This is a genomic window from Legionella beliardensis, assembly GCF_900452395.1.
GTDB lineage: Bacteria > Pseudomonadota > Gammaproteobacteria > Legionellales > Legionellaceae > Legionella_C > Legionella_C beliardensis.
Map to the genome: position 1 here is coordinate 2,430,340 of NZ_UGNV01000001.1, position 20,775 is coordinate 2,451,114.

A 20,775-nucleotide genomic window follows, 5' to 3' on the forward strand; every position below is an offset into this window, starting at 1 on the left:
GGCTCAATATCAAAAATAACAGAATTCTAGCTTCATTTACAGCACTATTTAACGTGAGTCAGATTGCAAATCGATATCAGAATGTTTATGCCAAAGCTCCTCTTATTTTTAGATTCTTTAGAGGTGAGAGGAAAATAACTGAAGTAATCTAAGAAAGTTGAGCGGTAATTATAGATATCATAAAACGTAGCTTATTTTATGGCGTATAAGATAAAAGAAGAGCACTTAAAACCTAGTGCTCTTTCTGATAATAGTATTCAATTAAGTTAAGTGGTTTGACCAATTTGAGGGGTTCTTAACGCTGGATCAATCTCCGGTGTCTCTGGCTTAGGTTTAACAATATCTTTGACTGCCGTCTTAACCCCTTTCGTTCGCTCTATTGAATTATCTTGCCCGAAGCCATATTGTTTTCGCCAATTTTGCAAGTCTTTTTTATCCCTTTCGGCATCACGCTCAGCCAGCTGTTGACGAGTAGGCTCTTGTGCAAAAAGCTCATTAATTTCAATTGCTTTACCATTAACTTTAATCACTATATTTTTTTCTTTAGATTTAGGATCGTTAGGATCAAAACCTGATCTTAGTGCCGCCTCGTAAGCTTTGCGCCCTAATTCTCTGGCATATTCTTGATCTTTAGGGTCTGTTGATGAGGGTCTATATTCTAAATTAAAGGTAATAGTATCGTGACCAGCTGCGCGCACAGATTGTGCTAAACTAGTTAAGTCGTAGTCAAGATTTTGATGACGAGAATTATAATAGAAAAGGCCTATTTTAGGTAAAGTTACAGTAAACACGTCTTTACCATCTTCTTGGGTATAAACCACTTTACGACCAGTAATTGTTTGAATTGTTTCTAAATCTTTAAATTTTAATCCTTTAAACGTTGCTAAACCTTTGTCAGGATTATAATTTACAGAGGCACTACTCGCCTGGCCTGTATCTTTGTGATTTGCGTCATACCAAGCATCAATAGCAAGTTTCATGTCTCTGGATTTCGCATTATGATACAGCGCTGCAAAATAACTAATACGCTGATATTCCTTTTCAGCCATATCAAAAAATTGCTTAACTTGATCGTCCATTGCTTTATCAAATTTGCCAAATTCTTCATCATGTTTCTTTTTAATTGCATCCAGCATATCTTTTTTAAGTTGATCGACCTTAGCTTGGTTTTCTGGCTCAATACCCATGTTCTTTGTGATATCTGCTACAAACTCAGGGTTTTTAAATAGTTCTTCAAGATTGGTTTTGTCTGCTTCATATTGTTTGGTTAGTTTATCAGTTGTTTTAGTACGTAAATCTTGTAAATAGCTGCCAATATCCGCAGGCACAAATCGCCCTTCCTCAATAAGTTTATTAGCTGCATCAATTTTTTTACTAAAATTTTCAAGCGCCTTTTCAGATTTGTCATTTAATTTTAGCGCCTTTGCAAGTAGGTCGGCACTGGCAGAGCCTTCTGGCACTTTTTCATTCATTGGTTTGCCATCGGACGCTTTAATGTCTTTAAAGCCTGAAATAGTTCCTATACGCCCTTCAGTATAGGTTTTTAACGCATCTTGACAAGTTAATCCTTTTTCGAGACTAAAACTTGCTCTATATTCATAGAGTTTTTTTGTCATTTGCTCAGGGCTAAAAACTTTAAGCAGCTCATTAGTAGCGATATACTTCCCAAGTATTGGAAATTTTTTAATATCTAACACCATAATCCACCTATTACCTTATACAGAATAGTAAATATATAAACAAAGTATAACAGGTTATCATTAACTAATAATTAATAGTTAGGCGACTTGATCATTCTTTCTAGATAAATTATCAATTTGCTTGGCCATATTACGTATGCGTTGACATAAAGCATCGATAATACTGATGGTAAAGTTGACATCCATGTGCTCAAATAAATGAAATCGTTTTAATTTCAACAGTGAGCAATTTTCTAAGGCTACGACCGACTCGGTACGCGGCTTAGGGGATAAGACTGCTAATTCACCAAATATTTGCTTAGCACCTAGCGTCGCTAAAATTCGATTACCATCCTGAATGGCAACCTTGCCAGAACTAATAATATAAAGAATATCGCCTAAATCCCCCTTCTTAACAATGGGTGTACCTGCTTTTGCATATTCTTCTGTTGTACGGCCAGCGACTTCAATTAATAAATCATCGCTTACGTTTTTAAAAATATCTACCGTACGCAGCAATGCTAGTTTCTCTAATAAAATCATAATTTATGTTCTCCCATCCTGTTGAAGAAAAAATTTCTTTCTCCCCATATTGAGAAAAACAATAGCCAGTTTGTTTTTTAAAAAAACAATAATAGTTAATTGTAGATTATTTTAAAAAAAAGTCTAAATAAACTACTGATTTAAATTTTCTATTAAATCTAGAAACTTATTAATCACTTAGGTATTTTGCAATTTCTAGGCCACATTTAGGAAAAGTCGTCATTGCGAACTTTCACAACGTGAAAGTGAAGCAATCCAGGGCAGTGCTACTTACAAACACCCGACCTGGATTGCTTCGCTTTGCTCGCAAAGACAGGTGGTTTTGGAGGCAATGATACAGATTATTTTAAGCTACTATTTGGGTAAATAACTATCAAAGCGTACTGTCTTGCCATGAATACTCGCTGAGGGTTTAAGCAATGGCGGGGTTTGCTCTGGCCATTTCACAACGACTTTCTGCAAACAGCGGGCTCTTGCGACATTTATTAATTCTAAAGCATCGTTGTCTGGTTCAATTAAATTTTGGAGAACCTGCATCTCTTTTTTAACTAAAGCTGCTTTTTGACGTGTAGGATGCATGGGATCTAAGTAAATTAAATGCGGATAGTCTGGTTTTTTTAAATCATTTAAATAAGTAATGGCATCTTGATTTAGTAAATGTAACTTAAGAGGACATGGTTCATCACCGCGACGCAATAACCCATCCTTAAGTAAAGCCGCCATAATGGGGTTTCGTTCTAACATTAAAACTTCTGCCCCAAAACTTGCTAAAATAGCTGCATCTTTGCCCCATCCAGCCGTTGCATCAATAATTCGCATGCCTGAAATAGGCTTACAAGCGCGTATTAAACCTTGATTTTTCCCTTCTTGATAGCGCTTTTGCCAAAATTGACGCGTAAATACACTGTATAAAGGCAAGAAAGGCTTAACATGCAGTATTAATTTATCTGCTGTTAATACTAATTTATTTTGCGCTTGATTATCGATAGGTAGGTTTAAATCGTCGGCTAAAACCACAGCCTGCTCTTTTTGCGCCTCATCCTCATAGCCTATGGCTAATTCACTAAACATTGTTTAGCCATTAATGAATCAACCCATTGAGCTAAGGAATTAAACGTCGGAACATAAAGATAATTTAGCAATTCTCTGCCATCAGTCATTGCTGACAATACTATAACAGGACTCGCCCCTGCTGCCTCAGCTGCTTGAATATCAGACACGCGGTCACCTACAAATGGAATACCTTGCAAACTAGAGCAGCCTAGTTTTTTTGCAAGCGCTAATAACATACCAGGCTTTGGTTTACGACATAAACAATCTGTGTTTGGCAAATGGGAACAGTATTCAATGGCATCTATTCTGCCACCTGCGGCTTCAATAACTTCTATCATCTTACGATGAATTTTAATTAAATCTTCTTCCGAATATAGCCCACGAGCAATACCAGACTGATTAGTAGCGATACCAATACGATAACCCGCAGCAGTCAGGCGAGCAACCGCTGCAATATTTTCTGGAATAGGGATAAACTCATCTATTGATTTAATATAATGCGGTGAATCATGATTAATAACACCATCGCGATCTAATAAAACTATTTTAGTTGTTGCTGACATCTTAACCTTCTTTAAGCTGCCTTAAGTAAATTGTAACTCTGATATATCAGCCACCCCCTGTAACATATCTTGTAAGTGTGATAACAAGACCAATCTATTTTTCTTTGTATTTGTATTATTGACCATGACCATCACATTTTCAAAAAATGCATCAACAGTAGGCCGCAACGTAGCAAGTTGGGTAAGAATTGCTACATAGTCTTTAGTTTCATAAAGGCTGCTGATACTTTGTTTCATATCTTGTAACTTAGAAAAAAGGCTTTGCTCTGCTTCTTCTTGTAATAAGCTCTCATCTACAAGACACAGCTGATACTCTTGTGTTTCTTCTTGCTGTAATAGATTATTGACGCGTTTGCATGCCGCTGAAAGCATAGCTGCATCTGGTAGGCTCGCAAAAAACTTAAGCGCGTTAATCCGTTTATCAAAATCATCTAACTCATCATGCTGTCTCGCTCGCACTGCTTGCACAAAATCGACAGAAATACCTTGAGCAAGATAATAAGATTGCTGGCGCTCTAAAATAAAAGATTTGAGATCAGCACTTATCTCCTGAGCTTGCTCTACTAAGGGCGTACTGTAAGTCTTTGCCGTCTGGTCAATTAATTGCGCTAAACTTAATGAATGCGGGCTTGTAATCAGTAAACGCACGACAGCTAGCGCGTGACGACGTAATTTAAATGGATCTTTCACCCCTGTTGGCCGCTGACCAATTGCAAAAATACCCAGTAAAGTATCCAGGCGATCAGCTAAGGATAACGACATCCCTAAGGCCGATTTAGGTAGCTCATCACCTGCAAATCGCGGTAAGTATTGTTCATGTAATGCAACAGCCACGTCCTTATCTTCACCATCATTTAGCGCATAATAGTAGCCCATTAAACCTTGTAATTCAGGAAATTCTCCAACCATGCCAGTCATTAAATCGCATTTACTTAGCTCTGCTGCCCGTAACGCATGTGGCTTAGTTAAGTGCAATTTCTCAATTAAAAAACCCATTAACGTTTGCATGCGCGTGGCTTTATCTAATAACGTACCCAGTTTGGCTTGAAATATCACTTTAGCCGTTGCTGCAATATGATGGCTTAATGGTCGTTTTTTATCTTGCTCAAAAAAGAAAGCTGCATCACTTAAGCGTGCTCGCATGACTTTTTCATTACCAGCAATGACTTGCTTGGGACTGGTGCTCTGAATATTAGCCACCGTTAGGAAAGTAGATAACAGTTGTCCATTTTCATCGCGCAGAGCAAAACATTTTTGATGGGTTTGCATAGCTGCAATGAGCGTCTCAGCAGGGACTTCTAAAAATTCTTTATCAAAGTGCGCCACTAATACTTCAGGCCATTCAACAATAGACGTCACCTCATTGATTAAGTCATCACTTAAGACAGCTTGCGCGTTATTTTCCTTAGCTTTCTCATTGAGTTGCTTAAGAATTATTTCGCGACGTTTAGCAAAATCAGCTATTACATAGGCATCTTGTAAACGTGTCTCATACTGGCAAGGATTATCTATTGAAATGGCTTGTGGTGCATGAAAACGATGGCCATAGGTATGTTTACCCGCTTGTACACCTAAAATTTCACATGGCAAGACATCTTGTCCCAGTAACATCACAATCCAATGCACAGGGCGTGCAAATTCCGCATCACCTTCTCCCCAACGCATAGGCTTTGCAATAGGTAAACTAGCTAATGCTTCTTTAATCACTGTTGGTAATAGTGTACTTACTTTTGCACCTGCAATTTCTGACTCATAAACCACCCACTCCCCTTTATCAGTCTGGCTAATGGTTAGCGCATCTATTGCTACATTGCAAGATTTTGCAAATCCCAAAAGAGCAGGCGTTGGTTCATTTTGCGCATTGTAAGCTGCGGCTTTTGCAGGGCCACGTCTTACTTGTCTTTGAGTAGGTTGTTCGTTAACTAAGTCATTAATTAAAATTGCTAAACGCCGTGGTGCTGCATACGCAGTGATTGCACCATAATGAAGCTCAAGCTTGGCAAGGGCTTCTTTGATATGCTTAACTAGTGCCTCACTTAAAGGCCCTACTGCGCCTGAAGGAAGTTCTTCACAACCTAATTCAAATAAAAAATTATTGACCATCACACACCTTTAACATAGGAAAATTGAGCGCCTCGCGCGCTTCTAAATAAGTCTTTGCGACTGCTCTAGATAATTGTCTTACTCTCAAAATATAGCGTTGCCTTTCAGTGACTGAAATCGCACGCCGTGCGTCTAGTAAATTAAATACATGCGAGGCTTTAATAACCATTTCGTAAGCTGGTAGAGGCAATTTAAGTGCGACTAATTTTTCAGCTTCTTTTTCATAGCAATCAAACTGGTGAAAAAGCACATCGGTATTTGCATGCTCGAAATTATAAGCTGACATTTCAACTTCATTCTGATGAAACACATCGCCATACGTAATGGTGCCCTGTTTGGTAATACTCCAGGGCAAATCAAATAAATTATCAACACCTAAAATAAACATAGCGAGTCGTTCTAAACCATAGGTTAATTCACCAGTTACCGGCTTACAGGGTAAGCCCCCGACTTGCTGAAAATAAGTAAATTGCGAGACTTCCATGCCATTTTGCCAAACCTCCCATCCTAGGCCCCATGCCCCGAGCGTAGGGGACTCCCAATTATCTTCAACAAAGCGAATATCATCCATTAAGGGATCAACGCTTAAGGCACGTAAGGAGTCTAAATACTTTTCCTGAATGTCTAGCGGTGATGGCTTTAAAATAACTTGAAATTGGTAATAATGTTGTACCCGATTTGGATTTTCACCATATCGGCCATCAGTTGGTCGGCGTGAAGGTTGCACATAAGCAGCGGCCCAAGGCTCAGGTCCAATAGCACGTAAAAAGGTTGCTGGATGAAATGTACCGGCCCCTACTTCCATATCTAGCGGTTGTAAAATAACACAACCTTGTTTGGCCCAATAGTTCTGTAGCGTTAAAATAATATCTTGGAACGTCTTAATATGCGTCATTTGCTTTTAATACCTCGCAAATAAAATCATTGGCCTAATTTTGCCATGTTTTAAAAAAAATACGAGTACTACCTTAAGTAAACTGCCCTTTTTTCAACTAAAAGCTTAATAAGCCGCTTGTATAACCAGTAGATTTTGCTTTAGATTGCTTTGCAATTGATAGCTGCAGTATTTAACTGCAGCTTATAGATTGGAATAATTTAAATCTATTAATCGGATAATGAGCCAATAGAATTAACTATTATTGTTGCCAGAACCAGCTTTATTAATTAATTCCTGTAAGGATTCAGGGCTTGCAGCGCCAGGGATAAACGTAGGTTGGCTGCCTTGTTTAAATTGGCCAGCAGGTGTTGAACCAATAATGAAAGCAGGTGTGCCCATCAAACGTAATTTCTCAGCAAGCTGGCGATTGGCATCAAGTGCATCAGTCACTGTTTTGCTGTTCATATCCGTTTTAAATTTATTCATGTCTAAACCGATTGATTTAGCCGCATTTTCAATAGACTGATCATTTAGACGTTGTTCTTGATTAAATAAGGCTTCATGCATTTGTAAGTACTTACCTTGCATAGCAGCCGCTAAAGCAGCCCGAGATGCATTTTCAGAACTTTTACCAAAAATTGGAAATTCTTTATAAACCACTTTTAGATTACTGTTCTTTTTAATAAGGTCATTAATGACAGGCGACATTTTTTTACAATGAATGCATTGATAATCAAAGAATTCAACTAAGGTTACGTCACCTTTAGGGTTACCTACTACCGTTAGTGGGTCAGTAAATAACTGTTGAGTATTCTGCGAAATAGCTTGTTGCGCTTCTTGCTGCATTGTTTGCTGTTGTTTTTGTTGTAATGCTTGTGAAGCTTCAATAAGTACTTCTGGATTATTTACTAAATAATCATGTACCACTTTTTGAATATCTTTTTTTTGCGCATCCGTGAAGCTACTAGTTGTTGTATTCGATGTATTATTACTATTAGCAGCCATTAATGTTGGTGAAACAGTAATTGCCATCAGCGCACTTGCTGTTACTAAAGTTTTTAATTTCACAACCTCTCCCGTTAGTTTTATTTTGCTATGCGCAAACGTAGCATCAGCTTAGTTTAAATTCAAGTTTAAGTTGAATTTAAACAAGAATTAAACCTAATCTCTTAGGTTAGATGTAATTTATTGCAATAATTTCTTATGAGCTAGCCAAACAAGAAATAGCTGCTTTATACCTAAGCCACATGGTTAACTGCTATGATGCACACCCTTCAAGTGTTAGATTTGCATAAGCTAAAACTAACCACTTAACCCCATGTACTTTAAATTTAACCTGTACCCGCGTATGGGCACCACTACCTTCGACTGATAAAACCTTACCCTGGCCAAATTTAGCATGCGACACAGCTTGGCCTATTTTTATACCTGCTTCTTTCGCAGTCATTAGCGAGGATTTGTCAGTCGCAGGTTTAATGATAGGCGCTTGAAAACGAGCACTGACTCGGATTTCATCAAGCAATTCTTCCGGTATTTCTCGCAAAAAGCGTGATGGCTTATGGTATTCTTCGCGACCATATTGTCTGCGAATCTCGGCATAAGTGACAATTAACTTCTGCATAGCGCGGGTCATGCCTACATAACATAAACGACGCTCTTCTTCTAGGCGACCGGGTTCTTCAACAGATTGCCTACTAGGAAATAACCCTTCTTCCAAGCCTACTAAATATACGATTGGAAATTCTAGGCCTTTTGCTGCATGTAGCGTCATTAATTGCACGTATTGCTCATGTTCTTGCGCTTGCATTTCGCCTGCTTCTAAAGAAGCATGGGCTAAAAATGCTACTAATATTGGTATAGGCTCTTCAGTATCTTGCTCATAACGAAATTGCTTAGCTGCATTAATCAATTCTTGCAAGTTATCTAATCTAGACTCTGCCTTATCATTTTTCACTTTAGCAAAATGATCATACAATCCGCTGTCTTTAATGACTGTACTAATCTGTTCATCTAATGCCATCGTTTGGATTTTTTGCTTTAAGTTTACAATTAAGGTGATAAATTTCATTAAGGCAAGGGCTGCGCGCGACGGCAATCGTTTTTCTTGTAGCATTTTATTTGCAGCCTGCCACAAGGATAGCTGCTCTTGTTTCGCTAAATCCCTTATATCGTCTAGCGTTTTTTCACCAATACCACGCGCTGGGAAGTTAATCACCCGCTCAAACGCTGCCACATCATCGTAATTAGCTATTAATCTTAAATAAGCCAGCGTATCCTTAATTTCTGCACGTTCAAAGAAGCGTACGCCACCATGAATGCGATAAGCAATTCCTGCCCGCAATAAGGCTTCTTCAATGACTCGGGATTGCGCATTGGAGCGATATAAGACAGCCATGTCATTTGGATTTAAACCTTGTTTAATGGCCATAGCAATGCGTTCGCTGACAAAACGCGCTTCATCCAACTCATTAAAAGCACTGTAAACAATAATCTTTTCGCCAGCAGTTCCGGCTGTCCATAACTCTTTGCCCATCCGCGTATTATTATTTTCAATTAATGCATTAGCGGCACTAAGAATAGTAGACGTAGAACGGTAATTTTGTTCAAGCCGAATTACTTCTGTGTGTTTAAAATCTTCTGAAAATTGCTGAATGTTTTCAACGCGTGCCCCTCGCCAGCTATAAATGGACTGATCATCATCCCCTACTGCCATTACTGACGCATGATCTCCTGCGAGTAGGCGAATCCATGAATACTGAATGGCATTGGTATCTTGAAACTCATCAACTAAAATAGCATGAAAGCGTTGCTGATAGTGCGCCAAAATATCGGGATTATTGCGTAATAATTCATGCGTTCGTAATAATAGCTCAGCGAAATCAATCACCCCTGCCTGGGCGCAAGCCTCTTCATAACTTTTATAAATTTGCAGTAAGGTGCGCGTTGGGCCATAAGATAAAGGTTGGATATGATGGGGACGTAAACCTTCATCCTTCTTGTTATTAATAAAAGCTTGCGCTTGCTTAAACGGCCACTGCTCGGGATCTAACTTCAAAGCAGCAATAACTCGCTTAATAATCCGTATCTGATCGTCACTATCTAAAATATGAAAATGTTCAGGTAATTGGGCAGCTTGGTAATGGCGCCTTAATAAACGATGGCAAAGGCTATGAAACGTCCCTACCCACAATCCCATTAAAGGCGCATTGAGTAATTGATTAAGCCGTGCTTTCATTTCACCTGCGGCTTTATTGGTAAATGTTACCGCTAAAATGGCATATGGTGACATCATGTGGTGCTCTATTAACCAGGCAATACGACTGATTAATACTCGGGTCTTACCGCTTCCGGCTCCGGCTAACACCAATGTATTGCCTAAAGACGCGGTGACCGCTTTACGCTGCTCGTCATTTAATCCGTCAAGGAATGCTGTCATGTAACTCATAACCTTTTAATGCTAAATGGTGCATTATCTTTAATTTGGTTCATAAAGACAAAGCTATATAGAAATATTTTAAAAATAGACTTCTAAGCGCTAAGTAATCTAATATTAGAGTATATTTATTAAACATAGACTAAGCGTGTTAAAACGTATTAGCAAACTAACTCCCGAAATAATTTTGTTCTTATTTCTGTTGTTAATGAAAGTATAATACTGAGAGAATTATGCAAAACCTCTATCCAATTATTAAACCTTATAAATGCTATGAACTTCCTGTAGGTAAACCGCATGTTCTCTATGTTGAAGAAACGGGAAATCCAGAAGGAATACCTGTTGTCATCTTACACGCAGGCCCAGGCGCTGGCGGGGATATCACTTTAAGACGTTTTTTCGATCCTGAGCTTTATCGTATCATTATTTTTGATCAAAGAGGATGTGGCCGCTCAACCCCGCATGCTGAACTGCAAAATAATAACACCGAGCTCTTAGTTGAAGATATTGAAACTATTCGTCATTTTCTTAAACTACAACATATTATATTATTTGGCATTGGTTGGGGCGCTTTGCTTGCTCTTTTATACGCTCAAAAATATCCGCACAATGTGAATAGTTTCTTATTTCAGCGTGTGTTTTTAGGTAGGCAGCAGGATATTGATTGGTTTTATAAAAAAGGCGCCAATATTATTTATCCTGATTATTGGAAAGAATTTATTGAACTTGCTTCTGTTGAAGAAAGAAAGCAAATTATTGACTATTATACGAACTGCTTACAGGGCGATAATGAATTAGCACGTATGGCAGCGGCAAAAAATTGGGCCCTGTGGGAGGCACGTTGTAGTTGCTTGCAAGTGCACGTCAATTTTATTGAAGAATACACTGAACCGCACTTTGCCCTAGCACTCGCAACACTACAATCTTATTATTTAACTAATCATTATTTTATTGAAGAAAATCAAATATTAAATAACATAGATAAAGTAAAACACATCCCTGCTTACCTTATTCATGGGCGGTATGATATGGTATGCCCTTTAACTCATGCTTGGGAACTGCATCAGATGATGCCCTTATCGCAACTGAGTATTGTTAGAGAAGCAGGTCACTCCTATTGTGAGCCTGGTATTATTGATGCTCTAATTACAGCAACCAAGCAACTTGCCTATCAAAATAACTGCTTATGATAACTGTTATACAACGTGTTAAACAGGCCTCTGTTGATGTTGAACGAACTACTATCGCTAAAATAGACCATGGTTTATTAATTTTATGTGGTTTTGCGCCTTCAGACTCCTTACAAACGCTTCATGCCATGTTGAGAAAATGCTTAAACTATCGAATCTTCTCTGATGAGCAAGGAAAAATGAATTTAACCATTGCGCAAGTACAAGGCGGGTTACTACTTGTACCACAATTTACGCTTTTAGCAGAAACAAACTCTGGCTTGCGCCCCAGTTTTTCAAAAGCAGCGCCGCCAGAACAGGGAAGAAGGTTATTTACAGAATTGATAGCCCTTGCACGTGAGCAATACTCACCTATTGCTTGTGGTGAATTTGGCGCTGATATGCAAGTAACTTTGTGCAATGATGGGCCAGTCACGTTTATCATGCAATTTGAATAGATTTATTGAATTGAATGTGTTGGTTTTTCATCTAGATTTTGAGCTAAGATGATGTATAAGCATTTCTCTTTAAAGGGTTAATTCTTCAGTTTGCAAGACTGCTAAAGTGGTGTAACATCAAAGTTAATTTCTTTTAAAAGAAAATCATCATGCACTTAAAGCTAACAACTATAATAAGCTCTTTGCTGTTATGTAGCTGTATCCATAAAGGGCCTAACCCTGATGATCCTTATGAATCTTTTAATCGAAAAGTTCATAATTTTAATATGGCCTTTGACGCAACAATGCTAAAACCACCCGCTAAGTTTTATAAAGCGGTTATTCCTGGGCCAATTAGAGTCAGTGTTAATAATGCGTATAACAATGTTAATATGATTCCAACCGTGGCTAATGACATACTACAAGCTGAATTTAGTTATGCTATCAAAGACACGTGGCGCTTTTTAATTAATTCAACCCTAGGTATCGGTGGCCTATTTGATGTGGCTGCTGCTCGTTTTAGTTTGCCACCTCATAGCAACGACTTAGGACTCACGTTTGCCAAATGGGGTAATAAAAAATCACCCTACTTAGTCATTCCTTTTTTAGGTCCAAGTACTGTCCGTGATGGTTTCGGAATGCTTGGGGAATATTTCCTTTTAACTCCCTATCCGTACATAAGTTATGATAATCATGCCGTACTTTATAGTTTATTAGGATTGCGCTACGTCGACTTACGTTCTCAATACTTAGAAACCGATCATATATTAGAAGAAGCGCTAGATAAATACACCTTCTTAAGAGATGCGTATTTACAAAGTCGTAATTATCAGATTACAGGTGAAATGGCAAGTACCGACTCTGATACAGATGACCTCTATATTGATGGTGATGATGAGTCAGACACTCAAGAGGCAGGCGCTGATTATGTTGATGAGGATAGCTCTGAGACAGAGGCAGCAGTTGTTGCAATCACTGATAAATCAGTTAATGAGGTAACTAATAGCATCATTACTAATAAAACGAATAATTTATTAGCAACCAAAGATGATAATACAGCAGATAAATCCACGCGCACGATGACACATAACTCAGAAAATAAAACACCAAGTTAAGTTATAATCCTCTGCCACATTGGATACCGCGGTCAAGCCGCGGTAATTCGGTTTTTTCTTTTTTTGATACCATCTAATCGTACCTTCACCCGAAATACTGTGGCTTAATCGCAGTATCTATATTAGATGTAGCCTGAGTGCAGGTCCTAAGGACCGTAACCCAGGTTTCACCCAGGCTACATACTGCATCATCGATAGGCACTACAGTTAAGCTGTGGTAATTCGTTTTCTTTTTAATTTACCTTCCCTAGCCAAAACACTGTGGCTTAACCAGTGTCCATATCATCTATCAGCAATCTTAGCTATTGCGGTTAAAAGAAAGTGTCTTTATGCTTATGCCAATTTTTTTATAGCTTAAGAATTAACCTAATGCTGCATATTGCTTTATATCAACCTGAAATTCCACCTAATACGGGTAATATCATTCGCTTATGCGCTAACAGTGGCGCGCAGTTACACCTTATTCACCCTTTAGGATTTGAGTTAGATGATAAGAGAATGAGGCGTGCTGGTCTTGATTATCATGAATGGGCAAACATTATTCATTATAACAATGAACAAGCATTTATCGATGAGAATAAACATCGCCGAATTTTTGCATGCTCTACGAAGGGCAAGCAAAATTATCATACGATTACTTATCAAGACGAGGATTTACTTTTATTTGGCCCAGAAACTCGAGGTTTGCCTAGCTCAATGCTAGAAAGTTATACTCCTATTCGTATTCCTATGCAGAAAAATAGCCGCAGCTTAAATCTATCTAATGCTGTTGCTATTATCTTATTTGAAGCGTGGCGTCAGCTAGGATTTGCTTGAAACAAGGGTTGCTAAAAACTGCAAGTACATACCGGTAATGTCTATGCCTGTGGCAGTCATTATTTCTTTAGCGCAGGTTGGGCTTGTTACATTAATTTCCGTGAGATAATCGCCTATTACATCAATTCCAACAAAATAAAGCCCTTTTTTTTGTAGGGTAGGTGCTAGCTCTTGGCAAATAAAGCGATCACGTTCGGTGATAGGAACAACGGTGCCTCTCCCGCCAGCAGCCAAATTACCGCGCAATTCTCCTTCCGCTGGCATACGAGCTAGGGCATGTGAAATAGGTGCGCCATTAATAACAATGATGCGCTTATCACCAGAGGTTTTTATTTGCGGAATGTATTTTTGCGCCATAATACTGACTGACTGCTGGCGTGTAAGTACCTCCAAAATGACCGATAAATTTTCACCTTTTTCATCAACATGAAAAATAGCTTGCCCACCCATTCCCTCTAATGGTTTAAAAATGACATCACGATGCTCTTGCCAGAATGCCCGCAAATAATTTATATCTTTCGATACTAAGGTAGGGGGGCAACAAGCCTTGAAGTTAAGCGTAAAAAACTTCTCATTAGCGTCACGTAAACTTTGTGGCTTATTTGCTATTAAAACACCAGCTTGCTCAGCCAATTCTAATGCATATGTATTATAAATATATTCCATATCAAATGGCGGATCTTTGCGCATTAAAATGATATCAAAATCACTTAAAGGGCGTTCCCCTAGTGGCGTTGTTTCGGCCCAGTGTGCTTGATTTTCATCAAGAATGGTAAGGCTACTTACATTGGCATATGCTTCTCCCGCACGACAGACAATATCGCGAGGGGTAAAATAAGCACAAGACCAGCTTAATTCTTGTGCGCTTTTAAGCATTGCTACCGTGGTATCTTTATAAGGCTTTAAGAGATGCAGTGGATCCATTAATACTGCTAATTTCATTACTCCCCTCCGATAGCTGCAATCTCGCGCGCGGCAGCGAGGGCTGCTAATCGCGCGATAACCCCATAGGCATAAAAACGATTAGGACATGAATCAACTGGCTCATACTCATAGCGTGGCATATTACAGGGTTGCTTAAAGGCTAATGGTTCGAAATGCATGCCTGGCGCATTTAAATTTTCACTCTTGCCGCGACCTTGATGTACTCGGTAAAACCCGCCTACTACAAAAGGCCCAATCATATAAACAACAGGTTCGGCAACAGCGCCATTAGGCATGGTTTCAAAGGAGTAGATGCCTTCTTGAATAATGACTTTATTTACTTTTTGACTACCTTTACTTGCTGCCATGCGCGTTCGCTGCTTACGATTCAATTGGCGCAGCTCATCTGCATCATGAATCATCATAACACTCATGCCATAGGTACCATTATCTGCTTTAACAGCTAAAAAAGGCCGCTCATTAATATCATAGTGATCGTATTTATTTCTAATATTGGTTAATAATTCGTGCGCTTGATTAGCTAATTCATCAAGGCCTTCTTGCGCCATAAAATCAATATTATCAACCGCTTTAAAATAAGGGTTAATTAGCCACGAGTCTAACTGAACCAAGTCCGCAAATTCATTGGCCACTTGTTCAAAAAAATGAAAATGGGTGGATTTAAGGCGACTAAACCAGCCTAATTGGGCTGTTGGGCGAATACGTTGTTTTATATTTTGTAAAATAGGCGGTATGCCCGTTGACAAATCGTTATTAAGAACGATAAGACAAGGTTCAAAGTTAGCAAGCCCAATTTTATCGTCTTTACGAATTAACGGCTCAACCAATATAGACCCACCTTCTTCAATGGCCATTTCTTGTGCTGTAGTCACTTCAGGATCAAGACTACCAATACGAACAATAAAGCCTGCCTGTATTAAAATATTTTTTAATACATTTAGACTTTGCAAATAAAACTGATTGCGAGTATGACTTTCTGGCAATAAAAGTATTCGCCTACAATTTGGTAAATAATCAAATAAAACTGATTGTACAGCTTGAATACATAAGGGTAAAAAATCAGGATTAAGATTATTAAAGCCTGCTGGAAATAAATTAGTATCTACTGGAGCTAATTTAAAGCCAGCCTGGCGTAGATCAACTGATGATGTTAAAGGGGGTGGGGTTTCCTGCCATTTCTGCCTAAACCATGATTCAATTGTTGCTACTTGGCTTAAAATTATTTTTTCCACATGATATAGCGGCCCTGAGTTCGCCGTTGTTAAATGTGGAACTGGAATATTATCAGAAAGCATGCTTCTCTCGCTTGTGATTGAGATAGAACTCATGGTTATATAAAAACTTAGGTAATTTATAGAGACTATAGAATAGCCATGAAAAGACTATTAGGAAAGAGTAGACTTCGTAAAACCTTAATTTCTAGTTGAGAGGTTAGTAAAAATTTACTTTATTAATACATTAAGATGTTAACAATAGATTAGTTTGGCTTTAAAAATTCATTAAGATGAGGTTGGTTTGAAAAAAACATTGTATTTGTTATATCAAGGGCAACAAGCATTATTGCTTTTAGTCTTACTAGGCTTCATCTGGGGTTCAGGCTACAGCTTGGCCAAATATGCCATGATAAATAGTGTACCCCCTCTTGCTTATGCCTTTTGGCAATCACTAGGGCCGGCACTGTTGTTAACAATTTTATGTTTATGGAAACAGAAGAAAGCACTTTTTAAGCCTGCTTATTGGCCTTATTATTTTATGTGTGGTTTATTAGGTATAACCATTCCAAATACTAACATGTATTTTGTTGCCAACCATATTCCAGCAGGATTATTGGCCGTGCTGGTTAATACTGTACCTTTACTCGTTTACCCTTTAGCTTTAATGTTTAAGTTAGAACAATTTGATTTAAGACGCATTATTGCTGTAGCCTTAGGCATGCTCGGTATTTTACTCATTTTATCACCAACTAGCACTGGCTTGGTTTCTTACTGGGCGTTAATCACTTTAATCAGCCCTCTGTCTTTTGCTTGTTGCTCTATTTATATTGGTATTTATCAGCCAAAAACGATAGATGCGCTCCCTGCTGCCTGTGGCATGCTAATTACAGCGACCCTTATTCTTATTCCTATCTTAATTAAACAACATACCTTTTATTCACTCATGCCCCCGTTCACACTGCCTAAGCAAGCTATTTTACTAGAGATTCTATTATCGAGCTTAGGTTATATTCTTTTTTTTAAATTAATCCATGTTGCAGGCCCGGTTTTTTATAGCTTAACAGGTGGTGTTGTGGCACTAACAGGTTTATGGTGGGGATTTTTTATCTTTCAAGAAATACCAAATCAAATTCAATGTATCGCGGCTCTTAGCATCATTCTTGCTATTTTTCTGCTATCATGGTGTCAGTCGCAACAAAAGCGTTATCCCCTAGCATATGAAGCATGATACGTGATTAATTAAAAGGGAAGCCATGTTAAATGAATTAGCGCAGCAATTTAGTAACCAAATTGAAAATTTTAAATATCTTTTACTAATTATTAATGCCCTTTTGCATGTTCTTTTTGCTGGTGCCGTCGCTCGTGATGCAGGTAGTTTAAATAAAACGGGGCAACGATTAGCTCTGGTGTCTGCACCTAGTTGGGCTTTTGCTACATTACTTGGTGGTGTTGTAACAGCTGCTATTTATTGGTTTATTCATCACTCAACAATAACCAGACCTACGATGAGAGACTTATTATGAACCCAAAACAACCTGTACCTACTATTGATGTGCATGAATTAAAACGATTACTTGATAATGATGCCCATCTTTGTTTAATCGATGTGAGAGAGCTTGATGAGTGGGAAGAAGTGCATATACCAAATGCAATTCATATTCCTAAAGATGAGCTTCCTCATGCCATTACCACCCGTATTCCTGATGTTGACCAACCAATTTATCTACATTGTAAAGCCGGTGTACGTTCCTTAAATTCAGCACAACAATTAATGGCTATGGGTTACAAGCATGTTTATTCAGTCAATGGTGGCATTGTTGAATGGGCTAACCATCACTACCCGATTATTCATAAATGAAAATTAACACTACCCTAGGGTAGTGTTAATTAATTTAAGGATTAGTTAAGGTCGCAGACTTTTGATGTTCATCAGCTTTTGTTGGAGGTAAATTAGTAGCCTCAGATGGATTATTAGTACTAGTAGGGGGGGCTGAATTACCAAATATTCTCATACCAAAATAGCCCTTTGATGGCCCCTGTTCTGCCTTTTCTTTTTGTTTGGCATGTAGCGCTTTTTGTCCTGCTCTCTCTAAGGTATTTTGTTTCGCTGATTTATACACCTCTGTATATGTCTTCTGATTAAGATCTATTATCGTTTTGAATAGCTCGCCTAAATACTGCTCCGGTATATCGGCAAATGGATTAACTTCGTCTTCGCCGTATTCGTGAATAAATTGCAGTAAAGCATCCTCAAAAAGATAAGGCATTAAAAACCTAAAGGCACAACCTATGAGCGTGGCTTTACTGGCTAGATCGAGTGTATTTTGTTCTTTTTCCGCCTTTTCTGCGGCTTCTGGTAGCAATCCAACTGCCCGCTGTAAACCTTCATAAAAGACGCTATTTTTGTCAGGACTACGATATCTATATGAGTTATAAATTTGATCTACTACAGCAATTGCAATACCTGTAAAACACCTTTCTCGGTAGTGAGGAACTAATTTTTCATTATTAAATCCAATCGTTGATATGCGCTCTAGCTCATCTAATGCACGCCAAAGAAACTCAACTTGCGCATTACGAGGACTATCTAGCTTTCTGATTGCAGTAAATATATCCTCATTCGGAAATATTTTATCTCCTGGTTGTAAGCTAATTTGATAGTCTTCGGGAAGCTTGCCATGATGCTGCAACAATTTGATTGTTTCGCTCAATAATATTCTTTTTATATCGTTAAGAGGTTTTACTTGGAAGTTCATTTCCGCTCTCCTTAAAACTCCATTAAAATCGTGTCTGGGGGTAACCCACAAGAATGAGTGTAAACTAATTAATCGCGTTCGTCATGCATTTTGTTTATACTATTTTATCAATTTGTAAGCTGATGATTTTATTTGATTATTGCCTATTTTTTCTAGTAATTTGCATTAATTAAGGCCAGGCTGGTTGAAAAGTGTTGTTTAAAACTCACTGTCACAATTTGTCAATTGGCCGTTGCAGTAGCGTTTCGAAAAAAATTTAGACAATTATACTTAATTAACTATTTACGTCATGACTAATCTCTTTTAGCATGTTAGGCATTAATATCATAGCCTAAATAAAGATTAACTAGAGTGACCACTGAATCAACTGGTTATTATTTATTAGAATTAATTTAAGAGATTGTAATGAAGAAGCTGTTTTTTGTTTTATTTATTTTTATCAATACTGTTTTTGCCGAGACATCGCCACCAAAGCTTATTGTGCAAATTGTAATTGATCAATTTCGAGGTGATTTAATTCATCAATACCGCTCTGAATTTGGAGCTGATGGCTTTAACTACCTTTTAGGGCATGGCATTGACTATAGTAATGCGCATCATCCCCATGCTAATACCATCACCTGCGTTGGCCATGCGACCATTGCTACCGGAAGCTACCCTTCTCTGCATGGTATTATTGCTAATGACTGGTTTGATCGCCAAACTAAAACCGCGACCTACTGTGTCGAAGATTTAACGACGTTTATATTGCCAACCGCACGCACAACAGCAACATTACCCGGACGCTCGCCGCGTAATTTACAAGCCTCAACTATAAGTGATGAGATAGATTTGGCGCAAATAGGGCGAAGCTTTGCAGTGTCATTGAAAGATAGAGCAGCTGTGACGCTCGCCGGCCATGCGGGTAAGGCGTTTTGGTTTGATAAGACAAATGGTGGGTTTGTCACCAGCAACTACTACTACTCTAGTTATCCAGATTGGGTAGAAGATTGGAATCGTCATTACACTGCTAAGAACGAAACCTGGGGATTAGCTAAAGATATTAGCTATTATCGGTTTCAAAAAGCGCCTATGTTTAAAAATCGCTTTCCAGGTTTTGGTCAATCCTTCCCACATTACTTGGATTCTGCCAATAACAGGTTTTATTATAAATTTCTATCAATGTCACCGTATGCCGATGAATTAACTGCAGACTTTACGACTGCGCTTATTAAAAATGAAAAATTAGGTAAGTCTGCTAATCGCACTGACTATCTTGGCATTAGTTTTTCAGCAACTGACGCGATTGGACATCAATTTGGGCCAAACAGCTTAGAATCTGAAGATAATATTCTACGTCTAGATCATACACTAGCTAAGCTTCTTAAAACCATTGATGAGCAAGTTGGCTTACAAAACACCCTGATTATTTTAACTGCAGATCATGGGGTAAGCGATTCGCCAGTTTATCTTACAAATCATCATTTTCAGCAAATACCGGCTTTAAATGAAAAAGACATACGTACCATGGCGGAAAAAATATTAACTAATTACTTTCATTTGCCAGCACAGACGTTACAAGCGTTTGATCCACCCTATTTATATTTAGATCATCAACTCATTAATGAACACCAACTCTCTTTACAACAAGTAAGCTCAATCCTTGCTGAGGCTCTTAGACAGCAGCCAGGCATCTTCCAGGCCTATCCAATTCCACTAACCGGTGTTGAGAAAAATTGGTTAAGCGCCAAAGTAGATAGAATGGCTTTTCCTAATCGAGCAGGTGATATTTATATTGTTCCACCACCTTATCAATCTCTAGCAAGCCGTACTGATCGGGTAAGTCATGGCACCCCTTGGCAATATGATAGTTATGTTCCTATGCTCTTTTCTAATCCTTTGTTTAAAAAGCGCCAAATCTCAAGGCCTGTTTTTACCACCGACATTGCACCTACTTTAGCTGCCTTGTTAAAAATAAAATTTCCATCAGCGGCCGTTGGGCAACCTTTACCAGAAGTCATGACTTTTTATGAAGAAAACTCTTGAAAATGACTTAAACCGCCTATACTTAACTAAAAACTGATAAATTATGT

At 38.4% G+C, this 20,775-nt stretch carries 18 protein-coding genes and 1 pseudogene; 8 read left to right on the forward strand and 11 right to left on the reverse strand.

What is annotated here, in order from left to right; all coding sequences use genetic code 11:
- Window positions 1–266: 266 nt before the first annotated feature.
- The 8 genes from DYE47_RS10670 to uvrD form a co-directional block, all read right to left on the reverse strand.
- Window positions 267–1,700 carry a hypothetical protein gene (locus DYE47_RS10670; protein WP_115303257.1) on the reverse strand — a complete coding sequence of 478 codons (1,434 nt, stop codon included), beginning with the start codon at window positions 1,698–1,700 and terminating at the stop codon, window positions 267–269.
- 78 nt (window positions 1,701–1,778) lie between these two features.
- Window positions 1,779–2,222, reverse strand: coding sequence for a Crp/Fnr family transcriptional regulator (locus DYE47_RS10675; protein WP_115303258.1), 444 nt, complete (start codon window positions 2,220–2,222; stop codon window positions 1,779–1,781).
- Window positions 2,223–2,576: 354 nt separating this feature from the next.
- Window positions 2,577–3,293: a class I SAM-dependent methyltransferase gene (locus DYE47_RS10680; protein WP_115303259.1), complete on the reverse strand. Its 717-nt coding sequence runs from the start codon at window positions 3,291–3,293 to the stop codon at window positions 2,577–2,579.
- Window positions 3,278–3,838: a D-glycero-beta-D-manno-heptose 1,7-bisphosphate 7-phosphatase gene (gmhB, locus tag DYE47_RS10685; RefSeq protein WP_115303260.1), complete on the reverse strand. Its 561-nt coding sequence runs from the start codon at window positions 3,836–3,838 to the stop codon at window positions 3,278–3,280. Before gmhB ends, DYE47_RS10680 begins: the two co-directional genes overlap by 16 nt.
- 21 nt (window positions 3,839–3,859) lie before the next feature.
- The gene (gene glyS, locus DYE47_RS10690; protein WP_115303261.1) at window positions 3,860–5,941 is read right to left on the reverse strand and encodes a glycine--tRNA ligase subunit beta; all 2,082 of its coding nucleotides are present in this window, start codon (window positions 5,939–5,941) and stop codon (window positions 3,860–3,862) included.
- On the reverse strand, window positions 5,931–6,836 hold the full coding sequence (glyQ, locus tag DYE47_RS10695; RefSeq protein WP_115303262.1) for a glycine--tRNA ligase subunit alpha: 906 nt from the start codon (window positions 6,834–6,836) through the stop codon (window positions 5,931–5,933). Before glyQ ends, glyS begins: the two co-directional genes overlap by 11 nt.
- A gap of 234 nt (window positions 6,837–7,070) precedes the next feature.
- Entirely contained in the window at window positions 7,071–7,886 is an 816-nt protein-coding gene (locus DYE47_RS10700; protein ID WP_115303263.1) for a DsbA family protein, read from the reverse strand.
- Window positions 7,887–8,076: 190 nt separating this feature from the next.
- Window positions 8,077–10,254, reverse strand: coding sequence for a DNA helicase II (gene uvrD / locus DYE47_RS10705; RefSeq protein ID WP_423202356.1), 2,178 nt, complete (start codon window positions 10,252–10,254; stop codon window positions 8,077–8,079).
- Window positions 10,255–10,484: 230 nt separating this feature from the next.
- Here uvrD and pip point away from each other — a divergent pair, with 230 nt between their 5' ends.
- From pip to trmL, 4 genes and pseudogenes are all read left to right on the forward strand, one after another.
- Window positions 10,485–11,441 (forward strand): prolyl aminopeptidase, encoded by a 957-nt coding sequence (pip, locus tag DYE47_RS10710; protein WP_115303265.1) that lies wholly within the window; start codon window positions 10,485–10,487, stop codon window positions 11,439–11,441.
- Entirely contained in the window at window positions 11,438–11,878 is a 441-nt protein-coding gene (dtd, locus tag DYE47_RS10715) for a D-aminoacyl-tRNA deacylase (protein WP_115303266.1), read from the forward strand. The genes pip and dtd overlap by 4 nt, the downstream gene beginning before the upstream one ends.
- Window positions 11,879–12,027: 149 nt before the next feature.
- Window positions 12,028–12,795 (forward strand): annotated as a pseudogene (locus DYE47_RS10720) (MlaA family lipoprotein); the annotation flags it as partial.
- Between the two features lie 546 nt (window positions 12,796–13,341).
- Window positions 13,342–13,788 carry a tRNA (uridine(34)/cytosine(34)/5-carboxymethylaminomethyluridine(34)-2'-O)-methyltransferase TrmL gene (gene trmL / locus DYE47_RS10725; RefSeq protein WP_115303270.1) on the forward strand — a complete coding sequence of 149 codons (447 nt, stop codon included), beginning with the start codon at window positions 13,342–13,344 and terminating at the stop codon, window positions 13,786–13,788.
- Here the strand turns inward: trmL and gshB are convergent.
- Complete coding sequence (gene gshB, locus DYE47_RS10730) at window positions 13,774–14,730, reverse strand: glutathione synthase (RefSeq protein ID WP_115303272.1); 957 nt, start codon at window positions 14,728–14,730, stop codon at window positions 13,774–13,776. The genes trmL and gshB overlap by 15 nt on opposite strands.
- Window positions 14,730–16,028, reverse strand: a complete 1,299-nt coding sequence (gshA, locus tag DYE47_RS10735) for a glutamate--cysteine ligase (protein WP_115303274.1) — start codon at window positions 16,026–16,028, stop codon at window positions 14,730–14,732. Before gshA ends, gshB begins: the two co-directional genes overlap by 1 nt.
- Before the next feature lie 220 nt (window positions 16,029–16,248).
- Between gshA and DYE47_RS10740 the strand changes: the two genes are divergently transcribed.
- From DYE47_RS10740 to DYE47_RS10750, 3 genes are read left to right on the forward strand one after another with little or no spacing between them, the layout of a single operon-like run.
- Window positions 16,249–17,175, forward strand: a complete 927-nt coding sequence (locus DYE47_RS10740) for a DMT family transporter (RefSeq protein WP_242604196.1) — start codon at window positions 16,249–16,251, stop codon at window positions 17,173–17,175.
- Window positions 17,176–17,200: 25 nt separating this feature from the next.
- Window positions 17,201–17,470: a hypothetical protein gene (locus DYE47_RS10745; protein WP_115303278.1), complete on the forward strand. Its 270-nt coding sequence runs from the start codon at window positions 17,201–17,203 to the stop codon at window positions 17,468–17,470.
- Window positions 17,467–17,805, forward strand: coding sequence for a rhodanese-like domain-containing protein (locus DYE47_RS10750; RefSeq protein WP_115303280.1), 339 nt, complete (start codon window positions 17,467–17,469; stop codon window positions 17,803–17,805). Before DYE47_RS10745 ends, DYE47_RS10750 begins: the two co-directional genes overlap by 4 nt.
- Window positions 17,806–17,839: 34 nt before the next feature.
- Here the strand turns inward: DYE47_RS10750 and DYE47_RS10755 are convergent, their stop codons facing one another.
- Window positions 17,840–18,703, reverse strand: a complete 864-nt coding sequence (locus tag DYE47_RS10755) for a hypothetical protein (protein WP_115303282.1) — start codon at window positions 18,701–18,703, stop codon at window positions 17,840–17,842.
- 405 nt (window positions 18,704–19,108) lie between these two features.
- On the opposite strand from DYE47_RS10755, the gene DYE47_RS10760 reads away from it, so the two are divergent.
- Window positions 19,109–20,728 (forward strand): alkaline phosphatase family protein, encoded by a 1,620-nt coding sequence (locus DYE47_RS10760; protein ID WP_115303284.1) that lies wholly within the window; start codon window positions 19,109–19,111, stop codon window positions 20,726–20,728.
- The last annotated feature ends 47 nt before the right edge of the window (window positions 20,729–20,775 follow it).

Coding starts and splice junctions, on each gene's coding strand:
- DYE47_RS10680 (WP_115303259.1), bottom strand. CDS start 3,293: ATGTTTAGTGAATTAGCCATAGGCTATGAGGATGAGGCGCAAAAAGAG.
- glyS (WP_115303261.1), bottom strand. CDS start 5,941: ATGGTCAATAATTTTTTATTTGAATTAGGTTGTGAAGAACTTCCTTCA.
- DYE47_RS10670 (WP_115303257.1), bottom strand. CDS start 1,700: ATGGTGTTAGATATTAAAAAATTTCCAATACTTGGGAAGTATATCGCT.
- DYE47_RS10755 (WP_115303282.1), bottom strand. CDS start 18,703: ATGAACTTCCAAGTAAAACCTCTTAACGATATAAAAAGAATATTATTG.
- uvrD (WP_423202356.1), bottom strand. CDS start 10,254: ATGACAGCATTCCTTGACGGATTAAATGACGAGCAGCGTAAAGCGGTC.
- DYE47_RS10760 (WP_115303284.1), top strand. CDS start 19,109: ATGAAGAAGCTGTTTTTTGTTTTATTTATTTTTATCAATACTGTTTTT.
- DYE47_RS10675 (WP_115303258.1), bottom strand. CDS start 2,222: ATGATTTTATTAGAGAAACTAGCATTGCTGCGTACGGTAGATATTTTT.
- gshA (WP_115303274.1), bottom strand. CDS start 16,028: ATGCTTTCTGATAATATTCCAGTTCCACATTTAACAACGGCGAACTCA.
- dtd (WP_115303266.1), top strand. CDS start 11,438: ATGATAACTGTTATACAACGTGTTAAACAGGCCTCTGTTGATGTTGAA.
- DYE47_RS10745 (WP_115303278.1), top strand. CDS start 17,201: ATGTTAAATGAATTAGCGCAGCAATTTAGTAACCAAATTGAAAATTTT.
- pip (WP_115303265.1), top strand. CDS start 10,485: ATGCAAAACCTCTATCCAATTATTAAACCTTATAAATGCTATGAACTT.
- gmhB (WP_115303260.1), bottom strand. CDS start 3,838: ATGTCAGCAACAACTAAAATAGTTTTATTAGATCGCGATGGTGTTATT.
- gshB (WP_115303272.1), bottom strand. CDS start 14,730: ATGAAATTAGCAGTATTAATGGATCCACTGCATCTCTTAAAGCCTTAT.
- DYE47_RS10750 (WP_115303280.1), top strand. CDS start 17,467: ATGAACCCAAAACAACCTGTACCTACTATTGATGTGCATGAATTAAAA.
- trmL (WP_115303270.1), top strand. CDS start 13,342: ATGCTGCATATTGCTTTATATCAACCTGAAATTCCACCTAATACGGGT.
- glyQ (WP_115303262.1), bottom strand. CDS start 6,836: ATGACGCATATTAAGACGTTCCAAGATATTATTTTAACGCTACAGAAC.